Source organism: Chryseobacterium sp. 22458, from assembly GCF_052044975.1.
Classification (GTDB): domain Bacteria; phylum Bacteroidota; class Bacteroidia; order Flavobacteriales; family Weeksellaceae; genus Chryseobacterium.
Genome location: NZ_JBQEOA010000007.1, coordinates 75,504 through 98,901 on the forward strand (window position 1 = coordinate 75,504; position 23,398 = coordinate 98,901).

Consider the following 23,398-nt stretch of genomic DNA (forward strand, 5'->3'; position numbering starts at 1 on the left):
TTTTTGGGAGTGTGCTATTTTACTAACTCCTCAAAAAGCTTACCAAAAGTAGTATTCAGATCTTTGGATTTTCCGGGATGAGGTCTTGAAGTCTGAACCACAGCACTTCGTACAGCCGTCAGCCATCGGAAACGTTCAGGTATATCCAGCAGGGCAATAGGACCACCATCTTTATCTCCGTTGGCAATTTTCTGAAAGCTTACCAGATTTTGAATAATGTCCTCATAATCCAGCTTGCTGTGCATCAGTTTGAATTTATCAGGGCACAGATAAAACTCCACTCTGATGAATTTCTCTTTCTTTGAAAACATCACGAGCCCGATATTGAAAAACTCCTCTCTTTCAACTTTGGGCACCAGGCGTATTACCGCATATTCATATATTTTATCCTCTTGCATTTTTAGCTTCGTTTACAAAGATTTGAGAATTTTCGAATCTGGTTTTTAAAAATCGGAAATAGATCTCACGGATCTCATCAGGAGTTTCATCAGCATCATTCCAATGTAACCAGTCTTCAGGAATTGAATTGACAATGTCTCTGAACAGCTCATCATTCAGCACTTCATGGGCAAACCGGTCAGCTTCGTCCAGCATTTTGGCTTTTGGAAGCAGTACATGATCCTTTACATATTTGAAAGGGGTTTTTGCTGCCGCATCAAAATTCTGCCATGAATGATGGAAATAGAACGAAGCACCATTATCAATGATCCACAGTTCCTTATGCCACATCAGCATATTCGTATTCTTAAAAGTACGGTCTATATTGGTAATAAAGGCATCCAGCCAGACGATCTTTGAAGCCAGAAGCGGATCAACACTTACACCGGGGTCATAAGTAATGGAGCCGGAAAGATAATGAAGCCCAAGATTCAGACCTTCTGAAAACTTCAGCAGGTCCTGTATTTCTTCATCGGCTTCCGTTCTTCCGAAGTCCGAATCAAGATTTACAAAAACCAGTTCCGGGATTTTCAGCCCCAGAGCTTCTGTAATTTTTCCGCCCAGAAGTTCGGAGATCAGCATTTTTACCCCATGGCCTGCACCACGGAATTTTAAAACATACTTAAAATCATCATCAGCTTCTGCCAGAGCGGGAAGAGAGCCTCCCTCCCTCAGCGGCAGAATGTAACGCATCACGGTTACAGTTCTTAAATTCTGCATGAAGCAAAAATAAGGTTATTTTTTAATAATTTTTTTGATGAATTCTTTTTCTTCCGTTTTATAATGTAAAAGATAAATGCCGGAAGGTAAGTGATGGAGTGGAATGGTATAGCCGGAATCAGTTTTGTTCATAGTGTGTGAGATGATTTTCCCGGCGGAATCTGTGACAGAAAGTACTTTAATGCTCTTTTTGGTGCTGATATTAACTACAGTTTGGGCTGGGTTTGGATAAATCTGAACCGGATCATCAGGAGTTGATTCCTTGATGCTGAGATTGCTGACTGTTACCCGTTTTGTTTTGGTCGTATTAGATCCGCAGGCATCGGTTGTAAGCTTTACATCATAATCTCCCGTAGCAGTATAGGTATGTAAAGGATTTTGTTGAACAGATGTATTACCGTCTCCGAAATCCCACAGATAAGTGGTGGCATTGACTGTTTTATTGGTAAACTGAACGGTAGAGTTTCCTGTGTACTGATAAACAAATCTGCTATGAACATCATTGGAGACTGCATTCCATGTGTCCAGGGTATTGTAAACCTCTGTTTTTACAATATTTTTGATAAACTGGGCCTGCATCGGGGTCAGATTTCCGATATAGGAAGCCAGCGTGGGATCTTTTTTGAAAATAATGGTGTAGAATGTATAGGCAGCTGCCATGGAACCCAGATAACTGGGATGTGACTGATCCGTATCATAAAGTTCTAAAGATGGGTCCTGCTGTCTGATGCTTCGCCATACTTTGCCAACCGGAGACAGGATGGCTTCATTGACTCGTGCCATTTCCACATAACGCTGATAGATCAGATTATCCATTCCTTCATAGGTACATACTTCAGGTTGAGTAGCACAACGTGTATCATCACCGTTTTTACGTCCCCATGTCATATAAAAAATGATATTTCCGCAGGGATTGGTTGATTTTATAAGTTCAGAAAGCTGTGCAGCATAGGGGTATACCTGACTTTGAACGACCTGTTCCGGAAAAGAAGGAAGCTGGCTTTGTTCCTGCAATACCACATAATCCCAGTTTCCCTGATTGAGCGTGGCGACAGTGGTACTGTTGATATGGCTCTGAAGCGTAGCCCCTCCCGGTGTCTGGCTTTGATGCTCCAATATATCACCTGCAGAATCGGCTACATTTTTGATCAGATTGGGCAGATTATTGACATTGGTATAGCTGTTCCCAATGAAGAATACCCTTCTGGATGTCTGGCAGACTGCAAAAGAAAAAGTAATTAAAAATAAAAAAAGTAGAGTTTTTTTCATAAATTTCAATTTAAATTAGCTTTATAAATATAAAGAATATTAAATAAAACCCATTTATTTTATGAATTTGATTAGTGAAAAGAATATATATTTAGAAAATAAAGAAACAAAAGGTTTTCTTGCTGATATTTTTTACATTGACACCGGAAAAAAACTGCCTCTGGTAGTCTTTGTTCACGGATATAAAGGATATAAAGATTGGGGCGCATGGGATCTGATGGGGAAAAAGTTTGCAGAAGCAGGGTTTTTCTTTGTTACCTTTAATTTTTCGCACAATGGTACCACAGTAGACAGTCCAAGCGATTTTGCAGATCTTGAAGCATTTGGGAATAATAATTATACTAAAGAACTTTCAGACCTTAGTGTTGTGATTGATCATTTTATCGATCATCCGAATGCAGACCCGGAAAAAGTGGTGCTGATCGGGCACAGCAGGGGAGGAGGAATTTCAATCATTAAAACGTTCGAAGATGAAAGAATCAACGGATTGATCACCCTGGCAAGCATAGATACATTGGAAAGATTTCCCACAGGACAAGCATTTGATAACTGGAAAAGGGAAGGGGTATACTATGCTTTAAACGGACGTACCCACCAGGAGATGCCTCATTATTATCAGTTTTATGAAGACTATGAGCAGAATATCCACCGTTTTGATGTGGAAAGAGCCACTGAAATGGCGAAGGCCCATATGCTGATCATTCATGGGACCAAAGATGAGGCCGTGGATGCAAAACATGCAGAACATCTTCATATCCTGAACCCGAATTCAGAATTGTTCCTTATTGAAAATGCCAACCATACTTTCGGAGCAAAAGAACCCTGGACGGAACAGCATCTTCCGGAGGATTTAAATACTGTGACAGAAAAATGTATTGGTTTTATCAAAGAAAAATTAAAATAAAACGTTTAAAACTACGTTATTATAAATTAACCACCCTATCAATATAATTATGAAAAAAATTATTGCAGGCGCATTTGCGCTTTCACTATGTGTTATTTCATGTAAAAAAGAGACAAAAACAGAGTCTTCTGTAAGTAAGGATACTTTGGCTACTGTAATGCCTAAAGATTCTGTAATCACAAAAAATGATTCTGTAGCATCACCTGCTCCTTCTGCTCCCGTTGCGGATAATATTATTACCAAAAATGTAGGTAAATATCCTCATGATATCAAATTATTTGAAGATAAAGGTATTTCAGAAAGACTGAAAAAGCTTACAGGAGCCCAGTATGATGAAATGGTGAAAAATTTCAACGTGGAAGGTCCTGTGACCTCAGAAAACGGAATTTATAAACTGACAGGATGTAAGCAACATGATTGCCCTGGATATGCAACAAGCATTTTCTACGATTCTAAAAATGATAACCTGAATGTTTCCATTGATAAAAACGGTAAGGTAACAGACTTTGCTGAAAAAGGGAAAATTACGGTCTCGGAATCATTGAAATCTAAGTAGAAATCAGAAGCTGGAGCTAAAGATAATAGTCGTGTTCAGAATCTATTGAAATCAAAAAGGACTATTTTCCAAAGGTTATTCATTTGGACAACAGTTATTCAAAAAACTTTTTGAACTTCCAGCCTCCAGCTTCTGACTTCCAACCTAAATAAAAAATCGGTCTGAAATTTCAGACCGATTTTTTATTGTATCGTGAGTAAGACCCACGCTTCTTCAACTTTGCTTTCCAGGAGTAATTTCTGTGCATCAAGATGAATCTTTTCATCAGCATGAAAGTCACCGGCAGGTAATACTTCAGTATTGGCAAGCATTCCAAGGTCATTTCCTGTAAATACTTTGCTGTATTTAATGGAATCTGGCAGCAGATCGAAACCAATTCCTTTTGTTACCAAAGGTTTCGGTACTTCAAAAAGACTGTTCTCATTGCTTCTGGAATACCAGTTGCTGCCTAAACGGGCTACCATGTCCAGTTTTTTCTGATCCAGATTTCCGGCTTCATTCAGGTATTCTTCTCTGATATGGATTTTCTGAACCTCACAGATCACCAGATTCCCGGCACCGCCTTGATCTCCCAATGGCTTTATTTCTAAAACCTTACATTCAAAGTTGACAGGGCATTCTTCAATCAGTTTGGGCTGTACAAGATCAGCATCTTTCATGGTAAGACCTGATTTGATAAACTCATTCACTCCGGTTTCATATTCTGTGGAAGCTAAAGAAATCTGCTGTACAATCGGAAAATTGACCGTTCCAATGACTACTTCAGGTACTTCATGAACATTTTCCAGTGTATGTTTGGTGGTATTATCACGAACTCTTCTCGATGGTGAAAAAATCAAAATCGGAGGAACCGTACTGAACATATTAAAAAAACTGAACGGAGATAAGTTATGATTACCATCTTTATCTACAGTAGAAGCAAGTGCAATAGGACGCGGTGAAACGGCCGTCTGCATGATGGTCTGTAGTTGTACGGAGGTTATTTCAGAGGGGATTACTGTTTTCATATTTTATAATTACAAAAATTATATAACCACAAAAGTCACAAAAGTTTTTAAGCTAATAGTTTTAATCTTTAAAAGTTCAAAAAAGCATGTCATAATATTTATTGACAAAAGTTTCCTGCCCTTCGTGATAAAGATTTTTTACATTAAAATTTACTAAGATACCTTTGGGTTTCTTCATTAAGTTTATATAATTCAGCAGTTGAGCCCGATGAATATCATTCAATTGAACAACTGATTTGAGCTCAACAACAATTGAATCTTCAACTAAAAAAATCACAAAAGAAATCACAATTTATTTCTTTTCCTTTATAATTCAGGGGAACTTTTAGTTCAGATTTAAAACTGATATTTCTTAATCTGAATTCTTCTTCCAGGCATTTATGATATACACTTTCCAATAAACCGGCGCCCAGAATTTTGTGAACTTCTATACAGGCGCCATTTATCTTATAGGTCAAATCGGTTAGATATGACTGAGTAATCATAATTCTTTTGTGACTTTTGTGGTTAAAGTTTAAAGTGTAGGAATAATTTTACCGGAAACTTCACCGAAACCTACTCTCACACCATCTTTCTCAGCCCATGCTTTCATGGTAACGGTATCGTTATCTTCAATGAATTTTCTTTCTTCACCGTTGCTTAATGATAGAGGATTCTGGCCTCTCCACGTCAGTTCAAGCATAGAACCGAAAGACTTTGGATCGGTTCCGGAAATAGTACCGCTGGCATATAGGTCACCCACTTCTACGTTACATCCGTTTATAGTGTGATGGGCCAGTTGCTGGTTCATATTCCAGTACATGTATTTGTAATTGCTTTCGCAGATCAGGTTCTGATCACCGTTTTCAGGTTGGATATATACCTCAAGGTTAATATCGTAATTTTTATCACCTTCAAATTTTAAATAATCCAGCACTTCAGGATCTTGTACCGGAGAAGCTGTTCTGAATGGTGCCAGTGCCTCAAGGGTAACTACCCATGGAGAAATGGATGAACCGAAGTTTTTTGCAAGGAATGGCCCTAGCGGAACATATTCCCATGATTGGATATCTCTTGCAGACCAGTCATTGAATACCACCATTCCGAAGATCGCATCTTCAGCATCTTTCGTAGAAATGCTTTCTCCCATCTCCGTATTTTTATTGACGATGAAAGCCATTTCCAGTTCAAAATCCAGCTGCTTACAAGGTCCGAAAACGGGTTTATCTGCATCTGCAGGTTTCATTTGTCCTTTGGGACGGTTGATTTCTGTACCTGAAACTACAATAGAAGAGGCTCTTCCGTGGTAGCCTACCGGTAAATGTTTCCAGTTGGGTAATAATGCATTGGCCGGATCACGGAACATTTTTCCTACGTTGGTAGCATGTTCTATACTGCTGTAAAAGTCTGTATAATTCGGGATGTGAACAGGCATCATCATTTTTACTTTGTCAAGATCATAAAACGCTTCTTCAATGGTTTTCTGATCTTTTGAAAGGGTAGAACCTTCCTGTAATAATGCCTGAATTTTTGTACGAACGGCATTGGTAACAGGCTTACCCAGTTCAATGAATTCGTTGATGGTATAGGCCTCAAAAACATTGTCGTCTAATCCTTCAATATCTTCGAAATATCCAAGATCATACAAAGTGGCAAGATCAATTACCTGATCTCCGATTCTTGTACAGCATCCGATGTATTCTTTATTAAAAACTGCGACTCCGAAAGGAATATTATGTATAGAAAAATCCGAATCTGAGGAATAGTCTACAAATGATTTCATAAGTTTAGATTTAGTTAGATTAAATTATCATCCTGAAAAGGGCATTCCGGGATGTTATTTTGCCTTCTTGGTATAAGATTGCTCATCAATCCATCGGGCTTTCGTATTGACATCAATGAGGTACAGAATATTGTCCTGCTGGGTCAATAGCAGGGTTTTGGTGACAGGCACAGGAACTTTTTTATTTTCAAGCATATCTGCCCGTAAGGAAATAATATTCTTTTTTCTGACAATATCACCTGTGAAAACATTGGAACTGCTTTCTCCGGTGGCTTTATCATCAAAAACTTCTACATACGTTGCCGCATTTCCTTTGATAATAATAAAATCTCTTTCTGTATGATCAGCTTCATCTTTGATGAAAACAAATTTTTTGTTGTCAATATTCACCTTTTCAAGATTCTGATTGATGCCTTTTCTTGCCTCAAGTCGGTCCAGAATTGCATTCAGGGTTCCATATTGAGCTTTTAGCCCTAATGTTCCAAAGAATAAAATTCCTATTAAAAATTTTCTCATATACTGTGTTTTATAAAAAAGTTTTGCCAGAACACTGTATCCTGACAAAACTTAAATTTTTTTAACGTAAAATTAAAGATTACCTCTTCTTTCCTGCTCTCTTTCCAAGGCTTCGAATAAAGCTTTGAAATTACCTGCACCGAAACTCTGCGCACCATGTCTTTCAATGATTTCGAAGAATAGAGTAGGGCGGTCTTCTACAGGCTTGGTAAAGATCTGAAGCAGATACCCCTCTTCATCATGATCAATAAGTATACCTAACTCCTGAAGTTTCTTTAAATCTTCATCAATGTGGCCCACTCTTTCAGGTACCATATCGTAATAAGCTTCCGGCGGGGCAGAAAGGAACTCTACACCACGTTTTTTCAGTTCGGTTACTGTATGGATGATATCCTTTGTAGCTACTGCAATATGCTGTACACCTTCACCTTCATAGAAATCAAGATATTCTTCTACCTGGGATTTTTTCTTACCTTCTGCAGGCTCGTTGATAGGGAACTTTGCATATCCGTTTCCGTTCGACATTACTTTAGACATCAAAGCAGAATATTCTGTGTTGATCTGTTTGTCATCAAAAGAAAGGATATTTACAAATCCCATTACTTTTTCATACCATTCCACGGTAGGGATCATTCTGTTCCAGTCTACGTTTCCTACGCAGTGGTCTACATACAGTAATCCTGCTTCTTCAGGATTGTAGGCACTTTCCCACTTTTCGTATCCCGGCATGAAAGCACCGTTGTAATTTTTTCTTTCTACGAACATATGAACAGTTTCTCCGTAGGTATAGATTCCGGACATTCTTACTTCACCATGCTCATCAGTTAAAGTTACGGGTTCCAAATATGGTTTTCCACCTCTTTTGGTAGTTTCTTCGAAAGCTGCATAAGCGTCATCTACCCAAAGTGCCAAAATTTTTACTCCGTCACCATGTTTCTTTACGTGTTCGTTGATAGGAGAGTCAGACTTCAATCCGGTAGTTAGTACCAATCTGATCTTTCCCTGTTGAAGCACATAAGATGCACGGTCTCTTACTCCTGTTTCAGGACCCGCATAAGCTACAGACTGGAAACCGAAAGCGGTTTTGTAATAATGGGCAGCCTGTTTTGCATTTCCTACATAAAACTCAATATAATCTGTACCGTTAATCGGCAAGAAATTTTCTGCTTGAGCAATTTTCTCGGCAAATGTAAGTGTTGACATATTTTCTCTTTTACTTTTATTTTATTGGTATGCAAATTACAAAAAACTTGGATATAGGAAAAATATTCCCTACTAATCCTTGAATTTATTTAACATAACGTTAAAGAAAAGTTTATTTAAGTATATTTAAGTTTCATCTGTGTGGAATCAACCGCTTACATTTGTAATACAAAAGACAAGTGAAAAAAAATATTTCGAACATGAAAGCCGCAGATCATCTCTGCGGCTTTCTTATTTTCAGACGGTTTCTATTTTTTTGTTTAATCTTCCGGCATCCGGGTTATAATTATCCCAGATTTTCCAGGTATTACCAATCTTTTTAATAAAATAAATCTGGGTACTCAGCTGGTTTACAAAGTGTTCCTCTCCTGTTTCCCCGACTTTGAACAGAAGATTCCAAAACTCCTGGGACTCCAGTATTTTTTTGTCCGGTTCATCCGTTACAATATTGATATCAAAAACTTCGTAATTGGAACGGTTGTTTTTCGTTACCAGATGAAAATCCTGATCACATAATTCTTTACTGAACTGTGATGCTCTTTCCAGAAAAGGAGAATCATCAAATACAAGATCTTTCAAAAGTTCCGTATTGTGAGCCGGAAACAGTTTGTAGAACTCAAATGCAGCAGCACAATAATCATAGACGATCTGGGTCATGAATGAATTGCTGTCTTCTTCCTGATGATCCTGTTGTCTGACAGTGTGAATATAATCATTGAGATCTCTATACCCAAGAAAGATGCATATTTTGTCTAAAGTTTTTAAAAATCTCAGATCACTGTGGGTTTTATCCTGATAGTCGTTTTCAAAGAATCGTTGTAGTGTTACATGTGAAATGGTACTTCCGATTTCAAACTTTTTTCCTCCTTTCAGCTCTTCAGCTTCAGACAGTTCATCTTTAATAATTTCGGAAAGAATAATATAATGGCTTCTCTTCCATTCATTCACATTCCCCAAAACAGAATTCCTAACCTTCGAATGCTTTACAACTTCTTCTCGTATCGAATTATATATAGTTTTCAATTTCCTTGTTTTTGAAAGAGTTTTATCAAATATACTGCCAAAATATTAAAGTTTTTTTTGTAATCTATAGGTCTGAGATAGAAATATGTTTTTAAAATCTCATGAAAAATACATATTGAAAAACCTTATTTGTTGATTATCAGTGTTTAAATCTTTCAAATGCTGCTCTCTCCAACATTTCCCTGTCGTCAGGATGGGCGATACTGATCAGCTCCTGAGCTCTCTGGCGAAGGTTTTTTCCATACAGGTAAGCTGTTCCGTATTCCGTAACGACATAATGGATGTGCCCTCTTGTAGTCACTACACCGGCTCCCTGTTTAAGATAAGGAACAATTCTGGAGACTCCTTTTTTCGTTCTGGCAGTGATGGCAATAATCGGTTTTCCGTCTTCACCTAATGCTGCTCCCCGCATGAAGTCCATTTGGCCGCCGATACCGCTGTACTGCATAGTTCCGATGGAATCTGCACAGACCTGTCCGGTAAGATCAATTTCAATCGCAGAATTGATGGCTACCATTTTTTTGTTTTTCATGATGTTGATGGGGAAGTTGACTTCACTTACATCCCTGAAAGCAAATACGGTATTATCATCCACATAATCATACAATTTTCTGGTTCCGAAACAGAAGCTTGTAATGGTTTTATTATCGTTATAGCCTTTGTATTTGTTGTTGATCACATCATTCTGGATCAGGTCAATAACGCCGTCACTTAGCATTTCAGTATGAATTCCCAGGTCCTTGTGATTGGTAAGGCATTTTAAAACTGCATCAGGAATGGTTCCGATACCCATCTGAAGGGTGGATCTGTCTTCAATAAGCTCTGCTACATTTTTTCCTACTAGCATTTCTTCAGGGCCTACTTTTGATCCGTAATCTACTGTTGGTAGCTCTTCTTCATGCCATACCAGCTTGTGGATCCTGCTGATGTGGATCATACCGTCTCCATGAGTTCTTGGCATTCTTGGATTAACGACTGCAACGATGATTTTAGCAGTGTCTACAGCTGATCTTGCTATGTCTACTGAAGTCCCCAGCGTACAGAAACCATGCCTGTCCGGTGGAGAAACTGTGACCAGTGCTACATCAAGGGGAAGAATGTTTTTTCTGAATAAAATCGGGATTTCACTTAAAAATACGGGTACAAAATCACCTCTGTCCGAATTGACAGCGTCACGCACCGGAGTGGATACAAACAGAGAATTGATAAAGAATTTGTCTTTATACTCAGGTTTTGCAATTTCTACATTTCCCTGTTGGGTAATGGAGACCATTTCTACATTCTCCAGCCTGTGTGACTGTCTTGCCAGCTCATCAATCAAATAATTCGGGGTGCAGGCACTTCCGTGGAAAAATACCCGGTTGCCGCTTTTTATGGTATATATTGCCTCTTCTGCGCTGATGTAATTATGCATATTTTATTTTTTTAACAGGGGGTTGACCATATTTTCTGCTTCATAAATGACCTCTCTTCTTTCAAAGATAATCTTATATTTTTACTTTTTCTAATTATTTTGCAGATATTGGAAAGGATTTTTATCATATAAAAGAAGGGAGTGTTTTATAAAAATAAAAGGCTAAATGCGTTGCATTCAGCCCTTTATTAATATGTTGATCGTATTTTTAATTGGAGATTTCAGTTTCTACAGCCTGTTTCATGCTTCCTGTTTCTGAGAAACGTAAATGCCAGCTGAATGCTTCTTCCAGCAGGTGAGGAGTGTGGCCTCCACGTTCGCAGGCTCTGTCAAAATAAGACTGTAATTCTTCTCTGTAATCCGGATGAACACAGTTGTCAATAATCTTCTGAGCTCTTTCTCTCGGAGCAAGCCCTCTCAGATCTGCCAGCCCTACATCTGTCACCAGAATATCAACGTCATGTTCAGTGTGATCTGTATGGGAGACCATCGGAAGTACGTGGGAAATATTATTACCTTTAGAAGCAGCCTGCGTCACGAAAATACTCAGATAAGCATTTCTTGCAAAGTCACCTGAACCTCCGATTCCGTTCATTATTTTTGTTCCTCCGATGTGGGTAGAATTTACATTTCCATAAATATCAAATTCGATGGCGGTATTGATGGCAATCACCCCAAGTCTTCTGATCAATCCCGGAGTATTGGAAATGTTTTGTGGTCTTAAAACAAATTTGTCCTTATATCTGGAGAGGTTTCCTAAAACCCTTTCGTAGCATTCTTTAGAAACGGTAATGGAAGATGCTGAAGCAAAGCTGAGTTTACCGGAATCTATCAGATCGAAAGTGCTGTCCTGAAGTACTTCGGAAAACATGGTGAGATCATAAAAATTACTGTCTTTAAATCCTGTAAGTACTGCATTGGCTACTTTTCCGATACCTGCCTGAAGAGGAAGGAGCCTGTCTGTAAGGCGGCCTAAACGAACTTCATTTTCAAAGAAATCAAGAAGATGTCTGGCAATAGCTGTGGTCTTTTCATCCGGTTCTGCAATATCTGCCGGGCTGTCTTTAAGATGGGTAAAAACAATAGCTTCAATCTTATCGGGATCCACCGGAATACTTTTTCTGCCGATTTTATTCCATGGTGCAACAATAGGGATAACGTTTCTGTAAGGATAATCCTCAGCCTGGTATATATCATGGATTCCGTAAACTTCTTCAGGAACTTCCGTATTGATTTCAATGATGATCTTTTTAGCCAGGGCTGCAAATGTAACGGAATTTCCAACGGAGGTGGTGGGAACAATACTTCCGTCCCTTTCTATATAAGCCGCTTCGATGACAGCTACATCAATACTTTGAAGATTTTTGGTGTGGAGAAGCTCGGCACTTTCACTTAAATGCTGGTCGATGAAGAGAATTTCGCCTTTATTGATCTTATTTCTTAAAACAGGATCTACCTGAAACGGCATTCTTTTTCTGATAACATCAGCTTCTGCTAATTTTCCGTCGGTACCGTGGCCCAGTGAAGCTCCGGTCATTAAAGTGATTTTAAGGTTCTCGGTTTTTCCTCTTTCCGCAAGGGCCGGTAAAATAGCTTTGCTGTCACCCGCTTTGGTAAAGCCGCTCGACCCTATGGTCATACCGTCTTTAATGATTTTTACAGCATTTTCTGCCGTTGTTACTTTTTGGTGTAGACTTTCTAATCTGATTCTTTCTAACATGTAATATTGATTTTGTTTTAAACCACCATTACTTAGGATGCGTCATGAAAAATAATGATGGTTAAATGGACTTAACCATACCTTACAAATTTAAGAAAAAAGACGCTTTAAATAAAGGATTTAAAGCGTCTTTTGTATGTATTCAGCAATACTTTTTCAAATTAAACAAAGTATTTCTCTTATTTTATTCCAGCCACGAAGTTTTATAGGAAGGATCTTCCACTTTTAAAGCTTCTTCCGTAATTTTTAACGGACGGAAAGGGTCTACCATTACGGCATATTCTTCCGTGAATTTTTTTCCGATACTTCTTTCCATCGCTCCCGGGTGAGGTCCGTGTACAATTCCTCCGGGGTGAAGGGTAAAGTCCATCAGGTCGATATGGTTACGGCTCATGAAATCACCTTCTGTGTAGAACAATACCTCATCAGAATCAATATTGGAGTGATTGTAAGGAGCGGGAATAGCTTGTGGGTGATAATCATACATTCTTGCACAGAATGAACATACCACGAAATTATGTCCTTCAAAATTCTGGTGAACCGGCGGCGGTTGGTGAATTCTTCCGGTAATCGGTTCGAAATTTTTGATATTGAATTTATAAGGATAAAAATAGCCGTCCCAGCCTACAACATCAAACGGGTGTGTTGCATAGATAAAATCTGTAATCTGGTTTTCTTTTTTTACTTTGATCAGGAATTCTCCTTTCTCATCCACAGGTTCTTTGAAAGAGGGAGCAATAATATCCCTTTCACAGAACGGAGAATGCTCCAGAAGCTGCCCGAATTCATTTCTGTATCTCTTCGGAGTATAGATAGGAGAGTGGCTTTCCAGTACGAAGAATACTCTATCATCGGATTTCAGTTCTACCTGATAAATAGTTCCCCTCGGAATAATAAGATAATCTCCGGTTACGAATTCAAGGTCTCCTACAAATGTTTTTAAGATTCCGGTTCCGTTATGAACATACAAAAGTTCATCACATTCTGCATTTTTGTAGAAATAATCCATTGATTTTCTTGGCTTGGCCAATCCCATTTTCAGGTCATTGTTCATCAAAAGGATCTTTCTGCTGTCCAGAAAATCGTCTTCAGGAGTGACATTCATTCCTTTGAACATTCTTGGAGTCACATTTTTTTCAACTGCAATTTTAGGCGTTACATCCTTTGGCTCACCGATCGATTTGATCTGTGTAGGACGGTGAATATGGTATAACAAAGAAGAAATCCCATGAAAGCCCTCTGTGCCGAAAAGCTGTTCATAGTAAAATTTATCTTCCGGAGACTTAAAGATAGTGTGTCTTTTTGGTGGGATATTTCCCGCTAGATGATATCTCATTTTACTTTCATATGTAGTTTCTCAAATTTAATCATTTTTCATGAATTAGCTTGATCAATATTTTTCCAGAAGTTTTGTAATTAAAAAATAATTGTTAGATTTGCCTAACAATTTTAATTTCATGAAGCGAATATTATTTTCTATTACTTTTTTATCATCATACTGTTTTGCCCAGGAGACAGACAGTTTAAATATACATTCACCCCAAAGTATGGATTCTGTGAGAGTTGCTAAAAGAGAATTCAAGACGAGTAATATAGAGGATGTAGTGGTTACCGGAACTATAAAGCCGATGAGCAGATCCAAAAGTCCTGTGGCTGTTGAGATCTACAGTCAGAAATTTTTTCAGAAAAATCCGACACCGAGTATTTTTGAAGCCATTGCCATGGTAAATGGAGTGAAACCTCAACTGAACTGTTCTGTCTGTAATACCGGAGATATTCATATCAATGGTCTTGAAGGGCCTTATACCATGATTTTGATTGACGGAATGCCGATTGTAAGCTCACTTTCTACTGTATATGGCCTGAGTGGTATCCCGAATAGTCTGGTGGACAGGATAGAGGTGGTAAAAGGACCTGCATCTTCTATTTACGGTTCTGAAGCAATGGGAGGGGTAATCAATATTATCACCAAAAATGCTTTGACAGCTCCTAAACTAAGCGTTGATCTTATGACGACAAGTTGGTTTGAAAATAATCTCGATCTTTCCACAAAATTTAATGTAGGTAAGAATGCGGCTTCATTATTAAGTTTAAATTATTTCAGCTTTAAAGAAAAAATAGATCAGAATAAAGATAATTTCACAGACACTACTTTACAGAGCAGGATTTCTGTTTTCAACAAATGGAACTTTAAAAGAAAGGAGAACAGGCAGGCTAGCTTCGCCCTGAGATATCTGTACGAGGACCGCTTTGGTGGAGAGATGCAATGGAATAAATCATTCCGGGGAAGTGACGAGGTATATGGGGAAAGTATTTATACGAACAGGGCAGAAGTTTTCGGGTTGTATGAATGGCCGGTGAAGGAACATATTGTAACCCAGTTTTCTTATAATTACCATGATCAGAATTCATTTTACGGAGCCAATCCGTTCAATGCCTTACAGAAAGTAGCTTTTGTACAAACCTATTGGGACAGAAGTTTCGGAAAGCATGATATCACAGCCGGCCTTACTTTTAAAAGGACTTTTTATGATGACAACACTCCGGGGACACTGGCATCAGACGGGATTACCAATGCACCTATGAAATCTCCGATCTGGGGAGCTTTTATTCAGGATCAATGGGAGATTAACGATAAAAACACCTTATTGCTTGGATACCGATATGATTATGATAAAGTACATCATTCAGTACATTCACCGAGGTTAGCATGGAAATTTTCTCCCAACCCCTATCATACGCTGCGTTTCAATTTCGGAACCGGATTCAGGGTGGTGAATCTGTTTACAGAAGATCATGCTGCTTTAACCGGTTCCAGGGAAGTAGTTGTGAAATCAGACCTTCAGCCCGAAAGATCAGTGAACGGAAATCTGAATTATATCTGGAAAATTCCTGTTGGAAACCGTTTGATAAATCTTGATGCTTCTGCATTCTATACGTATTTCAGCAATAAAATTGTAGGTGACTTTGATTCTGATCCTGATAAGATCATCTATGACAATCTTCACGGATATGGAATTTCCAGAGGGGCTTCCCTGAATGTAGACTTTGCCTTTCAGTTTCCTTTAAGCGTTAACCTGGGAGTAACCTATCTTGATGTTTATCAGAAATTTGATAATGAAAATCAAAAAACACAACAGTTGCACGCTCCAAAATGGAGTGGAACTTATAATTTAACCTATAAATTTCCAAGCAATCTGACCGTCGATTTTACAGGACAGTTCTACGGGCCGATGAGGCTGCCTGTTTTACCGAATGACTACCGGCCTGAATATTCACCATTCTATTCTTTAGCGAATATACAGGTCTCAAAGACTTTCAAATCCGGATTTGAAGTGTATTGCGGGGTGAAAAATTTATTCAATTTTACTCCTAAAGATCCTTTGATGAGACCGTTTGATCCATTTGACAAATATGTTGATGATCCCATTAACAATCCGAATCATTATACTTTCGATACAGCTTATGGCTATGCTCCAATGCAGCGCATCAGAGGTTTTCTGGGAGTGAAATACACTTTAAAATGAAAAAAATAGCTTTATTTTTAATGTTAGTGCCCTGTTTTTATCTGTCTCAGATGAAGACAGGCACTTTTTCTGAACTTGAAGTTTTGCGAAAAGAATCTTCCAAACCTGTAGTGATCCATCTTTATACGGACTGGTGTGCGGTCTGTAAAATAGAATCTTACCGTTTGAGTAAAGATAAAGAACTGGTGAATATGATGAATGATCATTTTTATTTTATCAATTTCGAGGCAGAGAAAACAAAAGAGAAAGTCCATTTCCAGAATCAGGAGTTTGAATATCTGCAGAATGGCAATTCCGGAATTCATGAATTGGCGCTGGCTTTGTCAAAAAATAAAAATCAGCCTGTTTATCCTTTATGGGTATTCCTTGATAAACATCAGAATCTGGTGTATTATCAGGAGGGGCAGATGACGCCTGAAAAAATGAAACAGAAACTGAAGGAGATTTCCGGTTTGTAAGGTGGTTGTTTGTTTATAAAGTTTTCTTTTTTATTTCTCGCAGATTACACAGATCCCGCAGATTTTTGATTTGATTGAACTTTAAAATTTGTGAGAACTATCCAATCTTTAAATTTTTAAATAATTAAATCTTTCAATTAGTTTAATATTGACCATCCGCATCTATCAACACCGCCAGTTGAATACAAGGTTCATCAGAGCGGTTGCTCCACGCATGATTGGTTCCCCGCTGAATTACTATATCACCCGGTTTCAGAAGCGTTTCTCCTTCTTCCATGATGAGATAAAGCTCACCGGAAAGAATAATGATATAATCCAGTGTTGGCGTTTGGTGCATCATCGGATGAGCTTGTCCTTTTTTAAGTTCAATCCCTAAATCTTTATCCGGTGGAACCACTACATATCGGAAATAAGTGCCGTTTTTGGGAGTTTGTGGAAATCCGGTATTCGGGATTCTGGTTTCAAATTCTAAGTTTGCCGGCATGGTTTGCGTATTCCATATATCTGAAATAATAAGTCCCGGAAAATGTTCTACAGCATTCTCAACCTGCTGATCTTCTACAATGGCAGATTTTCCTGCTCTGATTCCGGTAACGATACGTCTTGGTATTTTGTTCATTGCTTTATGAGTTTTTCATGACAAGTTTATGCCCCTGTGTCTGGTTATTTTTTAAAATGGAATGTGCCTGAAGGACTGTACTGAGAGACAAGTCTCCTATTATTTTAATCTGAGGCGGTGTAATCGCTCCGGTTTCGATCAGTTTTTTGATCTCTTTTAAACTGTTTTGGTAATAATCATACTTTTTGACCATGCTATATGTATAATTGGAGATATTCATCATTAAAGCTCCTTTGTTGAAAAGGATTTCATGAGCATCTTTTGTTACCAAAGCGGTGACATCTACATACGTACCATTGATTTTTAAAACTTCGGCTGTAACTTCAGCCATATAATTTCCTACCAGATCAATTCCGATATCAAAAGGCTGATCCTTATTGGCTTTTAAAATATTTCCGATCAGATCCTTTTCTTTATAATTAATAATCTGATGATCCTTTAACCCCAGATTGATAAGCATTTGCCTGTTTTCTTCACTCCCTGCAGTAACAATAAAATTTTTAAAATCATGAGCCCGTAAGATTCTGATTAAAAAAGATCCTACTCCGCCAGCTGCTCCGGTTATCAGAAGCGTCTGTTCCGGCTGTAGCTGCAACCTGTTAAAAATTTGAAGGGAAGTCAGTCCTGCTGATGGAATCGAGGCTGCCTGTTCAAAGGAAATATTTCCCGGCTTAAGGGCTACAATGGCTTCAGGAACGGCAATATATTCTGCATAGGTTCCGTTGCTTCCCATAGATCCGCTTCCGCAGAAGACTTCGTCTCCAATATTGAACTGAGTAACGTCAGCTCCTTTTTCTACAACAATTCCGGATAACTCACGTCCCAGGATCGGAGAACTGACTAGTTTTCGTTCCAGCTCATTTTCCAGCATCTGATAATCGATGGGGTTGAAGCCGCTTGCTATAATCCGGATTAGGACTTCATGAGTTTTCGGTTGAGGTTTTTCTGTAAAACCATCTTCAAGTTTAAAATTTTTGTTTAAAATAACTGCTTTCATAGGATTGATTTGATGTACAAATGTAAAACGGGAATAGTTTATATTTGCTACTAGTTAACTAATGGTAACTAGTTACCTTCATGAAACTATTATGGCAAAAATTACTGAAAACGGCATCGAAAGAGAAGCCAGCTGTACTGAAGAATTGTTCGCAATGCGGGATAGCCTGGATGTTCTGGGAGGAAAATGGAAACTGATGATCCTCAGATATCTGACTAACAGACCTGATCAGATGATCCATTTTAAAAAGCTGGAACGCAGTATTGAAGGGATATCCGCCAAAATGCTGAGCAAAGAATTAAAAGAACTGGAAACCAATCTTCTGATCACCAGAACCATTCAGGATACGAAACCTATTACGGTAACGTATGCTGTGACTGAATATGGAAAATCAGTATTTCCTGTGACAGAAACATTGGTAAATTGGGGAATACTTCATCGGGAAAAAATTAAAGAATCAATGGGGTAGTTATGAGATATTGGAAAACGCAAAGACGCAAGAATTTTCCTTTAAATATGCCTTAAGGCGCAAGGATTTTATCCTTGATGAAATTTAATTCTGTTGAATTTTAACTGAAACAAACTTGCTGAAAATCTTTGATTTTCTTGCGCCTTAAAGAGGTATATTATTAAATTTCTTTGCGCCTTAGCGATGACTAATAATATTGCTTCATAAGAGAGAAAATCAATTAATCTATGTCGATAAAAAAATCCCCAGACCCGTGTGGAGCTGAGAATTTTTGATAATACCAAATTGTTTATTAATTTTTATCTAGCCAGGACTGTATAAGTTCAGAATGATCTTTCACCCATTCTTTGGCAGTAGCTTCTTTATTTTTACTCTGTTCCATTTTCATTAAAAGATCAGACATGTTTTCATCATCAAAATGAAGTTTAGAAAAGAATTTTGCCAATTCCGGATGATCTTTTCCAAAGCTTTTTCTGGAATAGGTTTTAATCTGTTCTGCTTCTCCAAATATCTTTTTGGGATCGTCAAGAAATTTAAGCTTCATTTTACCGAACATCCAATGGGGCTGCCATCCTGTGACCACAATCCATTGTTTGCGCTGTATGGCATTCTGTAATTCTGTGATCATGGCAATGGTAGAGGAGTTGATCTGTTTGTAATCCAGTTGATAATCAACAATGGCTTTATCTGTACCGGTTGTTAACCCTGCTCCTTTCTCAATTCCTATGATTCTATGGTTGAACTGATCCTGATGCTGATTGAGTTCTTCAATGGAATTAACAGGAACGTATTCCGGAACTACCAATCCTATACGGCCGTTGTCATAATTGGTTCCAAGATGAGTTAATCCCGGAAATTTAGCGAGTTTTTTGGCATGGGTGTAAGGAAGCCAGACTCCCATGAAAAGGTCTGTATCTTCATTGTTCATCGAAGCCAGAATCATATCCGTAGAGGCTTTCTGAATAATGACATGATAGCCCTGCTCGTCAAGAATAGCTTTAGCAACATGAGTCATCGCTACATCTTCTGCCCAGCCGTCTACCATTCCTATAGTGATGTATTTAGAATTTTTTATGTTTTCACACGAATTTAATGCAGTAAAAATGAACATTAAAACGGGAAAAAAAAGGTATTTTAATTGTTTCATTTTATTGTTTTTTCTTTACAAATCCCTGGGTAATCCTGTCGAGGATGATGGCTAAAATCACAACGGATAAACCACTTTCAAATCCTAATCCGATATCCAGGTTATTAATTCCTTCCAGTACTTTTTCTCCTAAGCCACCAGCAGCAATCATCCCTGCAATAACCACCATGGATAAAGATAAGAGTATGGTTTGATTGATTCCTGTTAAAATAGTTTTCATCGCCAGAGGAAGCTCTACTTTAAACAAAATCTGACGGTTGGTTGCTCCAAATGCTCTGGCTGCCTCTACAATATCTTTCGGAACAGCTTCAATTCCCAAGGTTGTTAATCGTACTGCAGGCGGCATCGCAAAGATAATGGTGGCAAAAGCACCGGGAACCTTACCGATACTGAAAAATAATACGGCAGGAATCAGATAGACGAATGCGGGCATGGTCTGCATTAAATCCAGTAACGGGCGGATGATTTTGTCTGCTATTTTGCTTTTAGCAGCGAAAATTCCCAGAGGGATAGAAAGGATAAGAGCTGTAATCGTGGACACAAATATAAGGGCCAGGGTTTCCATAGTTTCTTTCCATAATCCCATTAAAAATATCAAACTCAGTCCGGCTGCGGTTACCACAGCGATACCTTTTCCGGCCTTCCATAGTGCCAATAGGGTAAAAAAGAGAATAATGACATAAAAGGGGGTGGTTGTCAGAATCCATTCAATTCCCATGATAGAAGAGTTTCCTATATGTTTTATGACATCAAATACAGGTTTTCCGTTTTCTGTGAGCCAATTGATTGCAGTTTCTACATATTGACCTATATCTATAGTTTTATTCATCTTATTGGTTGTTTGCGATTTCTTTTAATTCAATAATTTCCTCTTCGTTAAACTTGGTGGCTTCTATGACAAGAGATAACTGGGTAACAAGACCTAAAAATTTATTATCTTCATCAATAACAGCAATGGACGATTTATTTTCTGAGATCAGCGGAAGCATTTCTTCTACTGTTACCTCAGGATAAACTGAAGGAACATTACTGTTGATAATTGATTCTACTGTAGGTTCTTTCTTTTTAGCGATCCGGACCACATCATTAAGGGTTACAAAACCCAGAAATTTATTCTGAAAATCTACGACCGGTAGGTTTTCCAGGCCTGTGGTTCTCATTTTTCTTAAAGCTCCCTCAGGACCGTCTTTTCTGAAGCGTACCACCGTAGCTTTGTCGAACATCAGAGATCTGGCCGTGATGATTGTTTTACGGTCCACTTTTTCTACGAAAGCTTTTACATAATCGCTGGCAGGGTTGGTTAAAATATCTTCGGCTGTTCCTATCTGCTCTATGACCCCATCTTTCATAATGACGATACGGTCTCCGATTTTAATAGCTTCGTCCAGGTCATGGGTAATGAATACAATGGTTTTTTGCAATGTATTCTGCAGTTCAAGCATCTGGTCCTGCATTTCAGATTTTATCAGTGGGTCCAGTGCAGAGAAGGCCTCATCCATAAGCAAAACCTCAGGATTATTTGCCAAAGCTCTTGCTAACCCGACCCTCTGCTGCATTCCTCCTGAAAGTTGTGAGGGATATTGATTTTCGAAACCATTCAATCCTACAATATCAAGTGCCTTCTGCGCTTTTTTATCCCGGGATGCTTTATCTTCTCCTCTTATCTCCAGCCCGAAACCTGCATTGTCTAAAATCGTATGATGAGGCAGCAAACCGAACTTCTGGAATACCATACTCATTTCCGTTCTTCTTACTTCCAGCAGTTCTTTATTGTTTTTCCCGGTAATATCATCGTCATTGATGTATACTTTCCCTGAAGTAGGCTCATTCAGCCTGTTAAGGCAGCGGAGTAATGTAGATTTTCCACTACCTGACAATCCCATGATGACAAAGAATTCACCTTCATAGATTTCAAAACTTGCTTTGTTGATTCCTATGGTGCAACCTGTTTTTTCAAGAATTTCCTTTTTGGAAAAGCCTTTGTCTAAAAGTTCCTGTGCTTTTTCTTTGTTCTTGCCAAAAATAATAGTCAGGTCTTCCACTTTAAGTTTTACTTTTCTACTGTTTTCATTTTTTTCCATATTCAGAATTTTTGAATTAATAATTGATATAATAAATTGTACACCAATTCATTATATATGTTTAGCTTTAGTTGTTCTGCTGATGACGATAGGATAAAATAGTTTGCCGAGCTCTTAATCATAAAAGCTTCAACAAAAAAAATAATGCATAAGAACCATAAGGCTTTATGTTTATTTTAAATATTTCAATAGATTATACTCTAGAAAAAGAGTGTATTATGTAAAAAGAAATTAATCTTTTACATAGATTCTACAATTAAATTACTGATGAGGTAATTACAGATATGTGTACTGAACAACTTGAATGCCTACTTTGCATCAAAATGCAGGCCAGCATAAAAAAACTGTGTATCAATTTTTTATGACGGTGCAAATTTACGAATTTTATATTAAATGGATTTTTTTAGCAGTAAGGTGTTGATTTTTAGTATGTTTATAAAATGAGTTATAGTCCGTGATTTTTTTCTTTCCTGCTAAAAAATAAAAAAGTAAAGAGAAGATAAAAATAAAGTGATCTTTAGAGTCTGGACTGCGAAATTACTTGAGTAAAACGGCAATAATCGCCAGAATTGCGGGCAAAGCCTGTACAAAGAATATTTTCTTCGTTGCAGAAATTGCTCCATAAATTCCTGCTACAGCTACGCATCCTAAGAAAAATAAGGCTACATTGGTTTGCCACTGCGGATTTTTGATCAGAAAAGACCAGATCAGCCCGGCAGCCAGAAAACCATTGTAAAGCCCCTGATTAGCAGCGAGTCCTTTGGTAGGTTTAAACATTTCTGCAGGTAAAGCAGCTTTGAAAACTTCTTTTCCTTTCGTTTCCCAGGCAAACATTTCCATCCAAAGGATATAAAGGTGTTCCAGTGCCACAACAGCGATCAGAATTTTAGCAACGATTTCCATAATAAATATTTTCTCATTGTAAAACTAAAAAAATAAAGTTAAGTTTGAGTATTAATTTGTACAATGAATCCATTCAAAGCACATTTACATAAATTTATTACCATAACAGATGAAGAATATGCATCTATTGTATCATTTTTCGAGGTATTGGATGTAAAAAAGAAGCAAAATCTGGTGCTGGAAGGAGAGATCTGCCGGACCATGTATTTTGTAGTTAAAGGATGTCTCAGAAAGTTCTTTATCAATGAAAAAGGTGTAGAGCAAACTACAGAATTTGCTATTGAAAACTGGTGGATTACCGATACATTTGCTTACGAAAGACAGATATCAACAGATTTTTCCATACAGGCAGTGGAACATTCTTCTATTCTGGTAATTGATCTTGAGCGCCAAGAAGAATTGTTGAAAAAACATCCTGTAATGGAACGGTATTTCCGTATGGTCTACCAAAGAGCTTATGCCGCTTCAGAGCGTAGAATCCGGTATTTGTATGAAATGTCCAGAGAAGAACTTTATATGCATTTCAGCACATTGTATCCGTGGTTTATCCAAAGAATTCCTCAATATCTTATTGCTTCCTTTTTGAATCTTACGCCTGAGTATCTGAGTGAAATCAGGGCGAAGTTACGATCTTAAACCAGTTTAAGATTTTTACGGATCATAAA

The 23,398-nt window shown here is 38.0% G+C and carries 25 protein-coding genes; 6 read left to right on the forward strand and 19 right to left on the reverse strand.

Going from position 1 to position 23,398, the window contains the following annotated elements; translation table 11 throughout:
• Positions 1 to 14 precede the first annotated feature (14 nt).
• Genes ACTJJF_RS20045 through ACTJJF_RS20055 form a run of 3 tightly spaced genes read right to left on the reverse strand, consistent with a single transcriptional unit; the run spans position 15 to position 2,427 of the window.
• Entirely contained in the window at positions 15 to 398 is a 384-nt protein-coding gene (locus tag ACTJJF_RS20045; protein WP_123841375.1) for a DUF3037 domain-containing protein, read from the reverse strand.
• Positions 385 to 1,158, reverse strand: coding sequence for a HipA family kinase (locus tag ACTJJF_RS20050; RefSeq protein WP_312302592.1), 774 nt, complete (start codon positions 1,156 to 1,158; stop codon positions 385 to 387). The genes ACTJJF_RS20045 and ACTJJF_RS20050 overlap by 14 nt, the downstream gene beginning before the upstream one ends.
• 15 nt (positions 1,159 to 1,173) lie before the next feature.
• Positions 1,174 to 2,427: a T9SS type A sorting domain-containing protein gene (locus ACTJJF_RS20055; RefSeq protein WP_312302594.1), complete on the reverse strand. Its 1,254-nt coding sequence runs from the start codon at positions 2,425 to 2,427 to the stop codon at positions 1,174 to 1,176.
• 61 nt (positions 2,428 to 2,488) lie between these two features.
• Between ACTJJF_RS20055 and ACTJJF_RS20060 the strand changes: the two genes are divergently transcribed.
• Positions 2,489 to 3,331: an alpha/beta hydrolase family protein gene (locus tag ACTJJF_RS20060; protein WP_312302597.1), complete on the forward strand. Its 843-nt coding sequence runs from the start codon at positions 2,489 to 2,491 to the stop codon at positions 3,329 to 3,331.
• 49 nt (positions 3,332 to 3,380) lie between these two features.
• On the forward strand, positions 3,381 to 3,887 hold the full coding sequence (locus ACTJJF_RS20065) for a hypothetical protein (protein WP_312302600.1): 507 nt from the start codon (positions 3,381 to 3,383) through the stop codon (positions 3,885 to 3,887).
• A 182-nt stretch (positions 3,888 to 4,069) separates the two neighbouring features.
• Here the strand turns inward: ACTJJF_RS20065 and ACTJJF_RS20070 are convergent, their stop codons facing one another.
• The 10 genes from ACTJJF_RS20070 to ACTJJF_RS20115 form a co-directional block, all read right to left on the reverse strand.
• Positions 4,070 to 4,894, reverse strand: a complete 825-nt coding sequence (locus ACTJJF_RS20070; RefSeq protein WP_440700792.1) for a flavin reductase family protein — start codon at positions 4,892 to 4,894, stop codon at positions 4,070 to 4,072.
• Positions 4,895 to 4,970: 76 nt separating this feature from the next.
• Positions 4,971 to 5,183 (reverse strand): GxxExxY protein, encoded by a 213-nt coding sequence (locus ACTJJF_RS20075; protein ID WP_440700793.1) that lies wholly within the window; start codon positions 5,181 to 5,183, stop codon positions 4,971 to 4,973.
• A complete protein-coding gene (locus ACTJJF_RS20080) occupies positions 5,155 to 5,379 on the reverse strand; it encodes a GxxExxY protein (protein WP_440700794.1) in 225 nt (74 codons plus the stop codon). Before ACTJJF_RS20080 ends, ACTJJF_RS20075 begins: the two co-directional genes overlap by 29 nt.
• 29 nt (positions 5,380 to 5,408) lie before the next feature.
• Complete coding sequence (fahA, locus tag ACTJJF_RS20085; protein ID WP_440700795.1) at positions 5,409 to 6,656, reverse strand: fumarylacetoacetase; 1,248 nt, start codon at positions 6,654 to 6,656, stop codon at positions 5,409 to 5,411.
• Between the two features lie 54 nt (positions 6,657 to 6,710).
• Entirely contained in the window at positions 6,711 to 7,172 is a 462-nt protein-coding gene (locus ACTJJF_RS20090; protein WP_312302609.1) for a hypothetical protein, read from the reverse strand.
• A 72-nt stretch (positions 7,173 to 7,244) separates the two neighbouring features.
• Positions 7,245 to 8,375 (reverse strand): 4-hydroxyphenylpyruvate dioxygenase, encoded by a 1,131-nt coding sequence (gene hppD, locus ACTJJF_RS20095; protein ID WP_065400713.1) that lies wholly within the window; start codon positions 8,373 to 8,375, stop codon positions 7,245 to 7,247.
• A gap of 237 nt (positions 8,376 to 8,612) precedes the next feature.
• A complete protein-coding gene (locus ACTJJF_RS20100) occupies positions 8,613 to 9,398 on the reverse strand; it encodes a hypothetical protein (protein WP_440700796.1) in 786 nt (261 codons plus the stop codon).
• A gap of 139 nt (positions 9,399 to 9,537) precedes the next feature.
• Positions 9,538 to 10,812, reverse strand: coding sequence for an acetyl-CoA hydrolase/transferase family protein (locus ACTJJF_RS20105; RefSeq protein ID WP_312302614.1), 1,275 nt, complete (start codon positions 10,810 to 10,812; stop codon positions 9,538 to 9,540).
• A gap of 208 nt (positions 10,813 to 11,020) precedes the next feature.
• Positions 11,021 to 12,532: a succinate CoA transferase gene (locus ACTJJF_RS20110; protein ID WP_440700797.1), complete on the reverse strand. Its 1,512-nt coding sequence runs from the start codon at positions 12,530 to 12,532 to the stop codon at positions 11,021 to 11,023.
• A gap of 184 nt (positions 12,533 to 12,716) precedes the next feature.
• Positions 12,717 to 13,868, reverse strand: a complete 1,152-nt coding sequence (locus ACTJJF_RS20115; RefSeq protein WP_440700798.1) for a homogentisate 1,2-dioxygenase — start codon at positions 13,866 to 13,868, stop codon at positions 12,717 to 12,719.
• A gap of 121 nt (positions 13,869 to 13,989) precedes the next feature.
• Here ACTJJF_RS20115 and ACTJJF_RS20120 point away from each other — a divergent pair, with 121 nt between their 5' ends.
• Entirely contained in the window at positions 13,990 to 16,059 is a 2,070-nt protein-coding gene (locus ACTJJF_RS20120) for a TonB-dependent receptor plug domain-containing protein (RefSeq protein WP_440700799.1), read from the forward strand.
• Positions 16,056 to 16,517: a thioredoxin fold domain-containing protein gene (locus ACTJJF_RS20125; RefSeq protein WP_440700800.1), complete on the forward strand. Its 462-nt coding sequence runs from the start codon at positions 16,056 to 16,058 to the stop codon at positions 16,515 to 16,517. The genes ACTJJF_RS20120 and ACTJJF_RS20125 overlap by 4 nt, the downstream gene beginning before the upstream one ends.
• Positions 16,518 to 16,659: 142 nt before the next feature.
• Here the strand turns inward: ACTJJF_RS20125 and ACTJJF_RS20130 are convergent, their stop codons facing one another.
• Positions 16,660 to 17,136 carry a cupin domain-containing protein gene (locus ACTJJF_RS20130; protein WP_440700801.1) on the reverse strand — a complete coding sequence of 159 codons (477 nt, stop codon included), beginning with the start codon at positions 17,134 to 17,136 and terminating at the stop codon, positions 16,660 to 16,662.
• A 4-nt stretch (positions 17,137 to 17,140) separates the two neighbouring features.
• Positions 17,141 to 18,133, reverse strand: a complete 993-nt coding sequence (locus tag ACTJJF_RS20135; protein ID WP_312302627.1) for an NADP-dependent oxidoreductase — start codon at positions 18,131 to 18,133, stop codon at positions 17,141 to 17,143.
• 91 nt (positions 18,134 to 18,224) lie between these two features.
• Here ACTJJF_RS20135 and ACTJJF_RS20140 point away from each other — a divergent pair, with 91 nt between their 5' ends.
• Positions 18,225 to 18,602, forward strand: a complete 378-nt coding sequence (locus ACTJJF_RS20140) for a winged helix-turn-helix transcriptional regulator (protein WP_047424526.1) — start codon at positions 18,225 to 18,227, stop codon at positions 18,600 to 18,602.
• A 292-nt stretch (positions 18,603 to 18,894) separates the two neighbouring features.
• Here ACTJJF_RS20140 and ACTJJF_RS20145 read toward each other — a convergent pair whose 3' ends face one another.
• The 4 genes from ACTJJF_RS20145 to ACTJJF_RS20160 all read right to left on the reverse strand — a co-directional run bounded on the left by ACTJJF_RS20145 (position 18,895) and on the right by ACTJJF_RS20160 (position 22,733).
• The gene (locus ACTJJF_RS20145; protein ID WP_440700802.1) at positions 18,895 to 19,749 is read right to left on the reverse strand and encodes a glycine betaine ABC transporter substrate-binding protein; all 855 of its coding nucleotides are present in this window, start codon (positions 19,747 to 19,749) and stop codon (positions 18,895 to 18,897) included.
• A 1-nt stretch (position 19,750) separates the two neighbouring features.
• On the reverse strand, positions 19,751 to 20,578 hold the full coding sequence (locus ACTJJF_RS20150) for an ABC transporter permease (RefSeq protein ID WP_312302639.1): 828 nt from the start codon (positions 20,576 to 20,578) through the stop codon (positions 19,751 to 19,753).
• Position 20,579: 1 nt separating this feature from the next.
• Positions 20,580 to 21,830 carry a quaternary amine ABC transporter ATP-binding protein gene (locus tag ACTJJF_RS20155; protein WP_440700803.1) on the reverse strand — a complete coding sequence of 417 codons (1,251 nt, stop codon included), beginning with the start codon at positions 21,828 to 21,830 and terminating at the stop codon, positions 20,580 to 20,582.
• A gap of 537 nt (positions 21,831 to 22,367) precedes the next feature.
• The gene (locus ACTJJF_RS20160; protein WP_440700804.1) at positions 22,368 to 22,733 is read right to left on the reverse strand and encodes a DUF1304 domain-containing protein; all 366 of its coding nucleotides are present in this window, start codon (positions 22,731 to 22,733) and stop codon (positions 22,368 to 22,370) included.
• A gap of 63 nt (positions 22,734 to 22,796) precedes the next feature.
• On the opposite strand from ACTJJF_RS20160, the gene ACTJJF_RS20165 reads away from it, so the two are divergent.
• Positions 22,797 to 23,369, forward strand: coding sequence for a Crp/Fnr family transcriptional regulator (locus ACTJJF_RS20165; protein WP_440700805.1), 573 nt, complete (start codon positions 22,797 to 22,799; stop codon positions 23,367 to 23,369).
• Positions 23,370 to 23,398: the final 29 nt, after the last annotated feature.